The following is a 13467-nucleotide window of genomic DNA, read 5'->3' as shown; positions in this document are numbered from 1 at the left end:
CCTCACTCCTCGAAACCATCCGGCACCGCCGCACCCGAACGTCCGCCCGAGATGATCTCGCGCTTGCCGACGTGGTTGGCGGGGCCGACGAGCCCTTCCTGTTCCATGCGCTCGACCAGCGAAGCGGCACGATTGTAGCCGATCGAGAGCCGCCGCTGGATATAGGAGGTCGAGCATTTGCGATCCTTCATGACCACCTTGACGGCCTTTTCGTAGAGCTCGTCGCTGTCGTCGCCACCCATGGCGCTCTTGTCGAAGACGGCTTCCTGCGAAGCCTCTTCGCTTTCCGCCTCTTCCTCGTCCTCGGTGACCGTGCCGAGATAGTCCGGCCTGCCTTGCGTCTTGAGGTGACGGACGACCGATTCCACCTCTGCATCGGAGACGAACGGACCGTGGACGCGGGAAATCCGCCCGCCGCCGGCCATGTGCAGCATGTCGCCCTGGCCGAGCAGATGTTCGGCGCCCTGCTCCCCGAGGATCGTGCGGCTGTCGATCTTCGACGTGACCTGGAAGGAGATGCGGGTCGGGAAGTTCGCCTTGATCGTGCCGGTGATGACGTCGACGGACGGGCGCTGCGTCGCCATGATCAGGTGGATGCCGGCAGCGCGCGCCATCTGCGCCAGGCGCTGGATCGCCCCTTCGATATCTTTGCCGGCGACCATCATCAGGTCGGCCATTTCGTCGACGATGACGACTATGTAGGGCATCGGCGACAGGTCGAGTTCCTGTTCCTCGTAGACGATCTCACCGGTCGTCCGGTCGAAACCGGTCTGGACGCTGACGGTGATGACCTCGCCCTTTTCCCGCGCCTGCGCTGCACGCTGGTTGTAGCCGTCGATATTGCGGACGCCGAGGCGGGACATCTTGCGATAGCGGTCCTCCATCTCGCGGACCGCCCATTTCAGCGCCAGGACGGCCTTCTTCGGATCGGTGACGACGGGCGTCAGCAGATGCGGGATGCCGTCATAGACGGAAAGCTCCAGCATCTTCGGATCGATCATGATCAGCCGGCATTCTTCCGGGCGCAGCCGGTAGAGGAGCGACAGGATCATCGTGTTGATCGCCACCGACTTGCCCGAACCGGTCGTACCGGCCACGAGCAGATGCGGCATCTTCGCGAGCTCGGCGATGACAGGTTCGCCGCCGATCGTCTTGCCGAGGCAGAGCGCGAGGCGATGCTTGGTCTCCCAATAGTCCTCGCATTCGATGAGTTCGCGGAAATAGACCGTCTCGCGGGTGGCGTTCGGCAGTTCGATGCCGATGACGTTGCGGCCTGGCACGACGGCGACGCGGGCCGACAGCGCCGACATCGACCGGGCGATGTCGTCCGAAAGGCCGATGACGCGCGAGGATTTGACGCCCGGCGCCGGCTCGAATTCGTAGAGCGTCACGACCGGACCGGGGCGGACATCGATGATCTCGCCGCGCACGCCGAAATCTTCGAGGATGCTTTCCAGCAGCCCGGCGCTCTGCTGCAGGGCATCCGGCTGCATGGCCTGGCCGCGCTCGCCGCGCGGCTCCTGCAGAAGCGAAATGGGTGGGAATTCGTACTCGGCTATCGCCGGCCGAACGGTGCGCGGGCGGGCCGGCTCGGTTTGCGGAGCCGGCGCGGGAGCTGCCGTGAAAACGGGGGTCGGCTGCGGCGGCTCCGAGACCACGGGAGCCTCGGTTTTTAACACCGGCGCCGGAACGGCCTGAACAGGCGCCGCCGGTTCAGGGACCTTGACCGGTTCCGGCCTCGGGGATGGCGCGACCACGAGCGTCCGGGCGGCCGCCTGGCGCGGCACTTCGCGATAAAGGGCCGTCACCGGCTGGTTGGCCCTTGCCAAAACCGGCGCTCTTACCGGCTGCGGTGCCGGAACACGCTCGACAACGGCCGGTCCTTCCAGTTCGAACGGCATGGCGTCCCAGAAGGCGAAATCGGAGATCGCGATATCCTGGCGCGGAACTGCGATCGCGGGCATCGCCTGCGGAGCTTCCGGCTGCGCCGCCTCGATGGATACGGCCGCCGGAATATCAGGCGGGGGTGCAGCGACAACCGGCTGCCGCATTGTGGCGGCGAGCTGTTGCAGGCCGGCGATCTGGTCGAGAGGCACGGCCGGCGCTTCAGCTGCGGCGTCCGAATCACCTGCAGCGGCCGGATACGGCTCCGCCGGAACAACGTCGACGGGCTCGGCAGCCGGCTCGGCCGCCTTGTGTTCGGCAGCACTATCCGACACCTGCGCCGGAACCGCCTCGGCCTCCGCCTGCCTGCGAGTGAGAACGTTTTCCGGCGTGCGGGTGAACCGCACGTTCGGGGCCAGCCGGAACGCCGCCTGCCAGGGCGCCTGCTCTATGACGGGCTGATTGAAGTCGGCCAGGCTCTGCTGGCGGACATTCTGCCGCACCACCTCGACTGCATCGTCTTCGGTGCTGGCTTGGTCGGAACTCTGGGGGAAATTATTGCGTGTGAATTGCATGAGAACCGGACGAGAAACGAGAGGGCACATCTATCCATGAAGTAAAAAATAAAGGTTAACTGGTTCTTTCCGTCCGGCTCCCGGCGGAACAAATCCTCAGGCCCCATCATGACGCTTGCCAAGATTGCTGCACTGCGGCAACACTATGGGATGCCGGCACCCGATCTCACCATTCTGGTTATCGACGAAAACGCCATCCGCGCCTCCATCATCGAGGAAGGGCTGCGGGAGGCCGGGCATGGCAATGTCACGGTGATCCACGAGGTGCAGGGCGTCGCCCGCATCATCGACACGCTGAAGCCGGATGTCATCGTCATCGATATCGAGAACCCGAACCGTGACATGATGGAGCACCTGTTCCAGCTCACGCGGACGGTGAGCCGGCCGATCGCCATGTTCGTGGACCGCTCCGACACGGCCTCCATCGAAGCCGCGGTGGAGGCCGGCGTTTCGGCCTACGTGGTCGACGGTTTGAAGAAGGAGCGCGTCAAGCCGATCCTCGACATGGCGGTCAGCCGCTTCAACGCCTTCAGCCGGCTGCAGCGGGAGCTTGCCGACGCGAAATCGGCGCTGGAGGAACGCAAGGTCATTGAGCGCGCCAAGGGCATTCTCATGAAGATGCGCGGCCTCTCGGAGGAGGATGCCTTCGCGCTGCTCCGCCAGACCGCCATGAACGAGAAGAAGAAGATATCCGAGATCGCCCAGAGCGTGGTGACGGCAGCCGGGCTGCTGATGTGATGCATTCGACCAAGGAAATATCCGGGAGAAAGCCGGAGTGAACATGATGAGCAAGATCGACCAATCGGGAGAAAATCTCGCCGCACCCGGGCGCTCGAACGGCGAAGGCCCGAAGGTGCTGCGCGCCGGCTTCATTCCGCTGGTCGACGCCTCCGTGCTGATCGCCGCCGCCGAATTCGGCTTTGCGCGAAAGGAAGGCCTGACGCTCGATCTGGTGAAGGACGTCTCCTGGGCCAATGTGCGGGACCGGCTCGCCTTCCGGCAATTCGACATCGCCCACATGCTGTCGCCCATGCCGGTCGCATCGATGCTCGGCCTCGGCTCCAACCCCTCGCCCACCATCACGCCCTTCTCGCTCGGCCGCGGCGGCAATGCCATCACGCTTTCGATCCGGCTCTTCGAACGCATGCGCGAGGCCGGCGGGATTTCGGAGGCCGCAAGCGCGCTGGAGAACGCACAGGCGCTCGCAAAGGTACTTCAGGCCATGAAGGAGTGCGGCGAGCCGCTGCCGACGCTCGGCATGACCTATCCCTTCTCGTCGCACAACTACGAATTCCGCTATTGGCTCGCCGCCGGCGGCATCGATCCGGACCGCGACGTGAAGCTCGTCGTCGTGCCGCCGCCGCTGACCTCGGATGCGCTGGCGGCCGGCGCGATCGACGGCTTCTGCGTCGGCGCGCCGTGGAACATGGTCGCCTCCGAACGAGGCGCCGGCCGCATCGTCGCTGCCAAGCAGGACATCTGGCCATCGGCGCCGGAAAAGGTGATCGGCATGCGTCCGGAATGGGCCGGGACGCATCCCGAAATCGTCTCCCGCCTCATCGTCGCGCTCGATGCCGCCGCCCGCTGGTGCGACGAGGCGAAAAACCATGATGCGCTGGCCGAGGCGTTGGCCGATCCGCGCTTCATCGCGGCTCCGGTGAAGATCATCCGCCACGTACTGGCCGGCGAATTCAGCCTCGACGCCAAGGGCAACCGCCGCGTCATCGACGACTACTTCACCTTCCATCGCGGTTTTGCGAATTATCCGCGCCCGAGCCAGGCCCTGTGGATCTACAGCCAGATGATCCGTTGGGGCCAGACCGGGTTCAGCGAGGCGGGTGCGCGCGCCGCAGCGGGCGCCTATCGCCCCGATCTCTACCGGACCGCCCTGGGGAACGGACCGACGGAACCCGATATCGGCATCGAGGGTGATCGCGATGGCGACCGCTTCATGGACGGCCATGTTTTCGACCCGCGGAAATTGCCGGATTATGTCGCGGGCTTCAGCGTCGCCCGGCGGGACCCGGCAGGCCTGGACGCCAACGAGACGTGAAGACGGACGCCGCCTCCCGGGGTTGACATCGGATATCCCGCCGGGGATCATGAGGCATGACCACGTTTTCAGGCCTGCACATCCTCTTTCGTAATAGGGCGTGTCCTATCGCAGGATACTGACCCCGCCCCGGTTGCCGTCGCGCCCCGGGTCATGGGGTAGCTTAGCCACGGGCCAATCGCCCATTCCGCGACAATCAAATCGAAAAAACGAATGCAGACGCCAGGAACGGAAGCATTGCTCCGTCCGGCGCCAGAGGTAACTATTATGGAAAATCTTCAATCCGACGCATCGAAGCCGCTCATCATCGTCGCAGAAACCGACTACACGCGCCTGACGGGCCTTGCGCAAGGCGCTCTCGAGCGTTTTCCGGAGGTCGCTGACGAATTGCTCGTGGAACTGGAGCGGGCATGCGTCATGCTGGACGACCAGCTTGCGTCGAACATCATCCGTATGGGATCCACGGCAACCTATAAGACGGAGACCGGCGAGGAACGCACGGTGACGCTCGTCTATCCAGGCGAGGCGGACATCGCGGCCGGAAGGATATCGATCCTCACCCCGATCGGCGTTGCCCTTCTCGGCCTTGGCCCCGGCCAATCGATAAGCTGGCAGGCCCGCGACGGAAGCCATCACAGACTTACGATCAAGGACGTGAAGGCAATTTAACGCGCATCATCCCGGTGCCATCCCGTTCGGCATGGCACCATTATCCTTCTGCTGCGATGCACAGCGAATGCCTAGATTGCCTGCATTCCGAGCCGCGCTTCCGCCTAAAATCTGGGCGAGACCCCCTGTGCACAATTATTAATCAACGCCGTAAAAGTAAGCATTTCTATTTCGTTCCAATAAGTTAGGACGAAAGCATCAATCTGGCACGCCGCTTGCGTAGTAAAACTTGCACCGGTCAACGGCGACCGGCGCAGATAGGCGCGCCATAAGCGCTTGCAGAAGACACCGACGTCGCAAGGTTTTTGCTGTCCGGGACACCTCCCATCCCGCGGACGCAATCATCGAGCGGCGTTTTTTTGTGCCCAAATTCCGCCAGCAGAGGGAACCTGCGCATGAACAAGATTTTGACGACCGGCATCAGCCGCCGCAATGTGCTCAAGACCACAGCCACCGCCGCCCTGATCGGCGCGGCAAAAATTGCTTTCCCCTCCGGCGCCTTTGCCGCCCCGTCCGGCCCAGAAGTGACGGGCGTCAAGCTCGGCTTCATCGCGCTCACCGACGCAGCGCCGCTGATCATCGCCAAGGAAAAGGGCCTGTTCGAAAAACACGGCCTTCCGGATGTCGATGTCGCCAAGCAGGCGTCCTGGGGCGCCACCCGCGACAACCTCGTGCTCGGCGGCGCGGCGAACGGCATCGACGGCGCGCACATCCTCTCGCCGCTCCCCTATCTCATGCACACCGGCAAGGTGACGCAAAACAACAAGCCCGTACCGATGGCGATCCTCGCCCGGCTCAATCTCGACAGCCAGGGCATCTCGGTCGCCAGGGAATATGCCGAAACCGGCGTCCAGCTCGATGCGTCGAAGCTGAAGGCGGCTTTCGAGAAGAAGAAGGCCGAGGGCAAGGAGATCAAGGCGGCCATGACCTTCCCGGGCGGCACGCATGACCTCTGGATCCGCTATTGGCTCGCCGCCGGCGGCATCGACCCGAACAAGGACGTCTCGACCATCGTCGTGCCGCCGCCGCAGATGGTGGCGAACATGAAGGTCGGCAACATGGACGTCTTCTGTGTGGGCGAACCCTGGAACGAGCAGCTCGTCAACCAGGGCATCGGCTTCACCGCCGCTACCACCGGCGAGCTCTGGAAGGGCCATCCCGAAAAGGCGCTCGGCCTTCGCGCCGACTGGATCGAGAAGAACCCCAACGCTGCGAAAGCCCTGCTGATGGCCGTCATGGAGGCCCAGCAGTGGTGCGACAGCATGGACAACAAGGCGGAGATGGCCGAGATCCTCGGCAAGCGCCAGTGGTTCAACGTGCCGCCGAAGGATGTGCTCGGCCGCCTCAAGGGCGACATCAACTACGGCAACGGCCGCGAGGTCAAAGGCACCGACCTCTACATGAAGTTCTGGAAGGACGGCGCGTCCTATCCCTATCAGAGCCACGACGCCTGGTTCATGGCCGAGAACGTCCGCTGGGGCAACCTGCCGGCCGATACGGACATCAAGGCGCTGGTGGGCCAGGTGAACCGCGAGGACATCTGGCGCGAAGCGGCCAAGGATCTAGGCGTCGCCGCGGCCGATATCCCGGCTTCGCCCTCACGCGGCAAGGAGACCTTCTTCGACGGCAAGGTCTTCGATCCCGAAAATCCCTCGGCCTATCTCGAAAGCCTGTCGATCAAGGCTGCGTCGTGATGCGTGGAACTTGCCCCTCACCCGCCTGTCGGCACCTTCTCCCCGGGCACGGGGAGAAGGATGGAAGCCGCAAAGGCCCCTTCCCCGAACCCAAGCGGAGCGCGTCCCCTCTCCCCGCTGGCAGGAAGAGGCCGGGTGAGGGGCACTTTTACGCCAGGCCATTGAACTAGAAGGAACAATCCATGTCCGCATTGGCAAGGAACGAAGCCGCCGTCGCAAAGACGGCGCCCAAGACGGCAGATATCGTGCATCTGGCGAAACAGCCCGAACGGCGCATCGACCCCAGGCAGCTTGCATTGGCCGCGTTGCGCGGCATCGCGCCGCCGGTGGTCGTATTGGCGCTGATCCTGCTCGTCTGGCAGGTCCTCTGTTCCGCGCCGGATGCGTCGCTTCCCTCGCCGCATGTGGTCTGGACGGAAGCCTATGACCTCATCGCCTACCCCTTCTTCAATTACGGCTCGCAGGATATCGGGCTCGGCTGGCGGGTGCTGGTCTCGCTGCAGCGCGTCGCCTACGGCTTCGGGCTTGCCGCGGTGACCGGCGTCATCGTCGGCGCGATTATCGGCCAGTCCGTCTGGGCGATGCGCGGCCTCGACCCGATCTTCCAGGTGCTGCGCACCGTGCCGCCGCTCGCCTGGCTGCCGCTGTCGCTCGCAGCCTTCCAGGACTCGAACCCCTCGGCGATCTTCGTGATCTTCATCACTTCGATCTGGCCGGTGATCATCAATACCGCGGTCGGCGTGCGCAACATCCCGCAGGATTATCGCAACGTCGCCGAGGTCCTGCGGCTCAACCAGTTCGAGTTCTTCTTCAAGATCATGCTGCCTTCGGCCGCACCCTACATCTTCACCGGTCTCAGGATCGGCGTCGGGCTTTCCTGGCTCGCCATCGTCGCGGCCGAAATGCTGACCGGCGGCGTCGGCATCGGCTTCTTCATCTGGGATGCGTGGAACTCCTCGCGGCTTCCCGACATCATCGTCGCGCTCGCCTATATCGGCATCGTCGGCTTCGCCCTCGACAAGCTGGTCGCCGCGCTCGGCAAACTCGTCACCCGCGGCGCTTCGGCCAGCTAAGCAATTCCAGGAAAAGTGGAGACCGGTTTTCCGTCCGGAATTGCGTCACGAAACAAGAGGGAAACAATCATGACCGCCTACCTCAAGCTCGACCATATCGACAAGCATTTCGACCGCGGCGGAAACCGCTCGGAAGTCCTGAAGGGCATCAGCCTGGCGATCTCCAAGGGAGAGTTCGTCTCCATCATCGGCCATTCCGGCTGCGGCAAGTCGACCCTGCTCAACCTCATCGCCGGACTGACGCGGGTCTCCGCCGGCGCGGTCCTGCTCGAAAACCGCGAGGTGAACGAGCCCGGCCCGGAACGCGCCGTCGTTTTCCAGAACCACTCGCTGCTGCCCTGGCTGACGGTCTACGAAAACGTCAACCTCGCGGTCTCGAAGGTCTTCAGGAACACCAAGAGCAAGGCCGAGCGGCATGACTGGGTCATGGCCAATCTTGACCTCGTGCAGATGGCGCATGCCAGGGACAAGCGGCCTTCGGAGATTTCCGGCGGCATGAAGCAGCGCGTCGGCATCGCCCGGGCGCTTTCGATGGAGCCGAAGATCCTGCTGCTCGACGAGCCCTTCGGCGCGCTCGACGCCTTGACCCGGGCCCATCTTCAGGACGCGGTGATGGATATCCATGCCCGCCTCGGCAATACGATGGTGATGATCACCCACGATGTCGACGAGGCTGTGCTGCTCTCGGACCGCATCGTGATGATGACCAACGGGCCGGCGGCCAAAATCGGCGAAGTGCTCGACGTGGCGATACCCCGCCCCCGCAATCGCATCGAGCTCGCTTCCGACCGCACGTATCTGAAGTGCCGCGAGGCCGTCCTCAAATTCCTCTACGAGCGCCACCGCTTCGTCGAAGCCGCGGAGTAAATACCCAATGACTGAGAAACTCGTCATCATCGGCAACGGCATGGCCCCCGGCCGCATGCTCGAACATCTCTTCGAACAGGCGCCCGGACGTTATCAGGTCACGATCTTCAACGCCGAGCCGCGCGTCAATTACGACCGCATCATGCTCTCGCCGGTGCTTTCCGGCGAAAAGACCTACGAGCAGATCGTCATCCATGGCGACGGCTGGTACATCGATCACGGCATCACGCTCTACAAGGGCCACAAGATCGTCGCGATCGACCGTGCCGCGAAGACCGTGACCTCCGATCACGGCGTCACCGAAAGCTACGACAAGCTGGTCATCGCCACCGGCTCGGTGCCGTTCATCATCCCCGTCCCCGGCAAGGACCTGCCGGGCGTCATCACCTATCGCGACCTCGACGACGTGCAGGCGATGCTGCTCGCCGCCCAGTCGCGCGAGAAGGCGATCGTCATCGGCGGCGGCCTGCTCGGCCTCGAAGCGGCGGCGGGTCTCGCCCAGCGCGGCATGGACGTGACCGTGCTCCACGTCATGCCGACGCTGATGGAACGTCAGCTCGATCCCGCCGCCGGCTACCTGCTGCAGAAGGCCGTCGAGGAACGCGGCATCAAGGTCATCTGCAAGGCCAATACCAAGCAGATCGTGGGCGACGGCAAGGTGGAGGGCGTCGAACTCGACGATGGCCGCATCATCCCGGCTACCCTCGTCGTCATGGCGGTCGGCATCCGCCCGAATGCCGGCCTTGCCAAGGAAGCCGGCCTTGCCGTCAATCGCGGCATCGTCGTCGACGCCGGCATGCAGACCTCGGACGGCGACATCTTCGCCCTCGGCGAATGCGCCGAAGTGGGCGGCATGGTCTACGGCCTTGTCGCGCCGCTCTACGAGATGGCCCGCATCGCTGCCTCGCATCTCGCCGGTGATACCAAACCGGCCTTTGTCCATTCCGATACGCCGACCAAGCTGAAGGTCACGGGCATCGATCTCTACTCGCTCGGCGATTTCGCCGACGGCGACGACCGCCAGGAGATCGTGCTCCGCGATGCGACCGCCGGCATCTACAAGCGCCTCGTTCTGAAGGACAACCGCATCATCGGCACGGTGCTTTACGGCGAGACCTCGGATGGCGCCTGGTTCAACGACCTGAAGAAGAAGGCCGTCGACATTTCCGACATGCGCGAGACGCTGATCTTCGGCCAGGCCTATCAGGGGGGCTCTCCGCTGGACCCTATGGCGGCCGTTGCAGCCTTGCCGGATGATGCGGAAATCTGCGGCTGCAACGGCGTCTGCAAGGGCAAGATCACCTCGACGATCACCGCCAAGGGCCTGACGACGCTCGACGACGTGCGTGCCCACACCAAGGCGTCCGCCTCCTGCGGCACCTGCACCGGCCTCGTCGAGCAGCTGATGTCGCTGACCCTCGGCGACGGCTATAACCCGAAGGCCGTGCAGCCGATGTGCACCTGCACCGAGCTCGGCCACGACGACGTGCGCCGTCTCATCAAGGCGAAGAAGCTGAAGACCATTCCGGCCGTCATGCAGGAACTCGAATGGAAGACCTCCTGCGGCTGCGCCAAGTGCCGGCCGGCGCTCAACTACTATCTCGTCTGCGACTGGCCGGACGAATATGCCGACGACTACCAGTCGCGCTTCATCAACGAGCGCGTCCACGCCAACATCCAGAAGGACGGCACCTATTCCGTCGTGCCGCGCATGTGGGGCGGCGTCACCAATTCGCAGGAGCTGCGCGCCATCGCCGACGTGGTCGACAAGTTCGCCATCCCGATGGTGAAGGTGACGGGCGGCCAGCGCATAGACCTCTTGGGCGTCGAGAAGGAAGACCTGCCCGCCGTCTGGGCCGATCTCGGCAAGGCCGGTTTCATCTCCGGCCAGGCCTATGCCAAGGGACTGCGCACCGTAAAGACCTGCGTCGGCTCCGACTGGTGCCGTTTCGGCACGCAGGATTCGACCGGCCTCGGCATCCGCATCGAGAAGTTCATGTGGGGTTCCTGGACGCCGGCCAAGCTGAAGATGGCCGTCTCGGGGTGTCCGCGAAACTGCGCCGAGGCGACCTGCAAGGATATCGGCGTCATCTGCGTGGATTCCGGTTTCGAGATCCATTTCGCCGGCGCCGCCGGTCTCGACATCAAGGGAACGGAAGTCTTGGGCCTGGTGAAGACCGAGGACGAGGCGCTCGAACATATCGTCGCGATCACTCAGATGTACCGCGAGCAAGCCCGCTACCTGGAGCGCATCTACAAATGGGCAAAGCGCATCGGCCTCGACGAGATCCGCCGCCAGATCATGGAGGATCACGAAAAGCGCAAGGCCTATTACGAGCGCTTCGTCTTCTCTCAGAAATTCGCCCAGGTCGACCCCTGGTCGGAGCGCGTCTCCGGCAAGGACAAGCACGAATTCAAGCCGATGGCGACCATTGGTTATCCGCAGGCAGCTGAGTAAAGGAGATGACGGTGAACTGGCACCCGATCGGCGAGATTTCGGACATTCCGCTGCGCGGCGCACGTTGCGTGAAGACGCCACACATGAACATCGCCGTCTTCCGCACCGGCGAGGACGAGGTCCATGCGATCGAAAACCGCTGCCCCCACAAGGGCGGCCCGCTGTCAGAGGGCATCGTGCACGGCAACGCCGTCACCTGCCCGCTGCACAACTGGGTGATCTCGCTCGAGACAGGCAAGGCGCTGGGCGCCGACGAGGGCGAGGTGCGCGTCATTCCGGTGCGCAATGAGGGGGGGCGGCTTTCGATCGCGCTTGAAACGCTGATGATGGCGGCGGAGTAAAAAAACACCCGATGTCCTGCTGGTCGATACCCCCCTCTGTCCTGCCGGACATCTCCCCCTCAAGGGGGGAGATCGGCAAGACGCTACGCCGCACCCCTTCCTCCATTGTTTGGGGAAACCGCTCCTTCATTGTCTGGGGAAGCCGTTACGCCGATCCAATCTCCCCCCTTGTGGGGGAGATGTCCGGCAGGACAGAGGGGGGTGCTCGGCTAGCTCGGCCCCGTGTGGGAGGCAAGCTTGCCCACTGAAACCAAAACCACCTGCCCCTATTGCGGCGTCGGATGCGGCGTCATCGCCACAGGGACGAAACACGGCGCCGTAACGGTCGGAGGCGATCCGGAGCATCCGGCCAATTTCGGCCGGCTGTGCTCCAAGGGATCGGCATTGGCGGAAACCGTCGACCTCGACGGGCGCATCCTTTACCCTGAAATCCGGCGACATCGGGCAGATTGGGACGAAGCACTCGATCTCGTCGCCGAAAGGTTTTCTCGATCCATTGCCGAGCACGGACCGGATTCCGTCGCCTTCTACGTCTCCGGCCAGCTGCTGACCGAGGACTACTACGTCGCCAACAAGCTGATGAAAGGCTTCATCGGTTCCGCGAACATCGACACCAATTCCCGCCTCTGCATGTCCTCCTCGGTCGCCGGCCATCGCCGTGCCTTCGGCTCGGATACGGTACCCGGCACCTATGAAGATATCGAACTCGCCGATCTGGTCGTCCTGACCGGCTCAAACCTCGCCTGGTGCCACCCGGTGATCTACCAGCGTCTGGCGGCGGCAAAAGCCGCCCGGCCGTCGATGAAGGTCGTCGTCATCGATCCGCGCCGCACCATGACCTGCGACATAGCCGACCTCCATCTTGCGGTCCGTCCTGATGGCGATGCGGCGCTGTTCATGGGCCTGCTCGCCCATCTTGCCGCCAGCCGGGCTATCGACGAGGCTTACATCGGCGCCCATACCCAAGGTTTTGAAGAAGCGCTCGCCGCCGCATCGGCGCTCTCCTTCAATGAACTGATCGAACGCACCGGCCTGCCGGCGATACAGCTTCGTGAGTTTTACCGCCTGTTCGAGACGACGGAAAAGACCGTCACCTGCTACAGCCAGGGCGTCAACCAGTCCTCCTCCGGCACCGACAAGGTCAACGCGATCATCAATTGCCATCTGGCGACCGGCCGCATCGGCCGTCCGGGCATGGGTCCGTTCTCCCTGACCGGCCAGCCGAACGCCATGGGCGGACGCGAGGTCGGCGGGCTCGCCAACATGCTCGCCGCCCATATGGCGATCGAAAGCCCGGCGGATCGCGATCGCGTGCAGCGTTTCTGGGCCTCGCCGGCGATCGCGCCGAAGCCGGGTCTGAAGGCGGTCGACATGTTCCGCGCCGTCGCCGACGGACGCATCAAGGCGCTCTGGATCATGGCGACCAATCCCGTCGTCTCCATGCCGGATGCCGATGCCGTCGAAGCCGCGATAAAGGCCTGCCCCTTCGTCGTGGTCTCGGACGTCCTGCGCGACACCGACACGGCCCGCCATGCGCATGTGCTCTTGCCTTCGCTCGGCTGGGGCGAAAAGGACGGCACGGTCACCAATTCCGAGCGCCGTATCTCCCGTCAACGCCGCTTCCTTGCAGCGCCCGAAGAGGCCAAAGCCGATTGGTGGCAGCTTGCCGAAGTCGCCCGCCGCATGGGTTTTGCGGGCTTCGACTATCGGTCGCCGGCCGAGATCTTTGCCGAACACGCAGCCCTTTCCGCCTTCGAGAACAACGGTGATCGCGATTTCGATATCGGCGCCTATGCGGATATCGATCGAAAGACCTACGACACCCTCATGCCCTTCCAGTGGCCGGCACCATT

At 63.8% G+C, this 13467-nt stretch carries 9 protein-coding genes and 1 pseudogene; 9 read left to right on the top strand and 1 reads right to left on the bottom strand.

The window, feature by feature from the left end; all coding sequences use genetic code 11:
• Positions 1-2: 2 nt before the first annotated feature.
• The gene (locus tag QTA58_RS13570; protein WP_289669248.1) at positions 3-2459 is read right to left on the bottom strand and encodes a DNA translocase FtsK; all 2457 of its coding nucleotides are present in this window, start codon (positions 2457-2459) and stop codon (positions 3-5) included.
• 150 nt (positions 2460-2609) lie between these two features.
• Here QTA58_RS13570 and QTA58_RS13565 point away from each other — a divergent pair, with 150 nt between their 5' ends.
• From QTA58_RS13565 to QTA58_RS23975, 9 genes and pseudogenes are all read left to right on the top strand, one after another.
• The gene (locus tag QTA58_RS13565; RefSeq protein WP_085420801.1) at positions 2610-3197 is read left to right on the top strand and encodes an ANTAR domain-containing response regulator; all 588 of its coding nucleotides are present in this window, start codon (positions 2610-2612) and stop codon (positions 3195-3197) included.
• 37 nt (positions 3198-3234) lie between these two features.
• The gene (locus QTA58_RS13560; RefSeq protein WP_289669247.1) at positions 3235-4512 is read left to right on the top strand and encodes a CmpA/NrtA family ABC transporter substrate-binding protein; all 1278 of its coding nucleotides are present in this window, start codon (positions 3235-3237) and stop codon (positions 4510-4512) included.
• Positions 4513-4779: 267 nt separating this feature from the next.
• A complete protein-coding gene (gene rnk / locus QTA58_RS13555; protein ID WP_289669246.1) occupies positions 4780-5181 on the top strand; it encodes a nucleoside diphosphate kinase regulator in 402 nt (133 codons plus the stop codon).
• Between the two features lie 395 nt (positions 5182-5576).
• Positions 5577-6875 (top strand): CmpA/NrtA family ABC transporter substrate-binding protein, encoded by a 1299-nt coding sequence (locus tag QTA58_RS13550; RefSeq protein WP_289669244.1) that lies wholly within the window; start codon positions 5577-5579, stop codon positions 6873-6875.
• Positions 6876-7057: 182 nt separating this feature from the next.
• Positions 7058-7948, top strand: coding sequence for a nitrate ABC transporter permease (ntrB, locus tag QTA58_RS13545; RefSeq protein ID WP_289669242.1), 891 nt, complete (start codon positions 7058-7060; stop codon positions 7946-7948).
• 69 nt (positions 7949-8017) lie between these two features.
• Positions 8018-8815 carry an ABC transporter ATP-binding protein gene (locus tag QTA58_RS13540; protein WP_289669240.1) on the top strand — a complete coding sequence of 266 codons (798 nt, stop codon included), beginning with the start codon at positions 8018-8020 and terminating at the stop codon, positions 8813-8815.
• A 7-nt stretch (positions 8816-8822) separates the two neighbouring features.
• Positions 8823-11273: a nitrite reductase large subunit NirB gene (gene nirB, locus QTA58_RS13535; RefSeq protein WP_289669239.1), complete on the top strand. Its 2451-nt coding sequence runs from the start codon at positions 8823-8825 to the stop codon at positions 11271-11273.
• Positions 11274-11278: 5 nt separating this feature from the next.
• On the top strand, positions 11279-11614 hold the full coding sequence (nirD, locus tag QTA58_RS13530) for a nitrite reductase small subunit NirD (protein WP_085420488.1): 336 nt from the start codon (positions 11279-11281) through the stop codon (positions 11612-11614).
• Between the two features lie 237 nt (positions 11615-11851).
• Positions 11852-13459 (top strand): annotated as a pseudogene (locus QTA58_RS23975) (molybdopterin-dependent oxidoreductase); the annotation flags it as partial.
• Positions 13460-13467: the final 8 nt, after the last annotated feature.

The organism is Neorhizobium sp. CSC1952 (genome assembly GCF_030378245.1).
GTDB classification, from domain to species: Bacteria; Pseudomonadota; Alphaproteobacteria; order Rhizobiales; family Rhizobiaceae; genus Neorhizobium; species Neorhizobium oryzae_A.
This window is presented reverse-complemented; position numbering and strand designations above follow the sequence as displayed.

Coding starts and splice junctions, on each gene's coding strand:
- QTA58_RS13570 (WP_289669248.1), bottom strand. CDS start 2,459: ATGCAATTCACACGCAATAATTTCCCCCAGAGTTCCGACCAAGCCAGC.
- QTA58_RS13540 (WP_289669240.1), top strand. CDS start 8,018: ATGACCGCCTACCTCAAGCTCGACCATATCGACAAGCATTTCGACCGC.
- QTA58_RS13550 (WP_289669244.1), top strand. CDS start 5,577: ATGAACAAGATTTTGACGACCGGCATCAGCCGCCGCAATGTGCTCAAG.
- QTA58_RS13565 (WP_085420801.1), top strand. CDS start 2,610: ATGCCGGCACCCGATCTCACCATTCTGGTTATCGACGAAAACGCCATC.
- nirD (WP_085420488.1), top strand. CDS start 11,279: ATGACGGTGAACTGGCACCCGATCGGCGAGATTTCGGACATTCCGCTG.
- nirB (WP_289669239.1), top strand. CDS start 8,823: ATGACTGAGAAACTCGTCATCATCGGCAACGGCATGGCCCCCGGCCGC.
- ntrB (WP_289669242.1), top strand. CDS start 7,058: ATGTCCGCATTGGCAAGGAACGAAGCCGCCGTCGCAAAGACGGCGCCC.
- rnk (WP_289669246.1), top strand. CDS start 4,780: ATGGAAAATCTTCAATCCGACGCATCGAAGCCGCTCATCATCGTCGCA.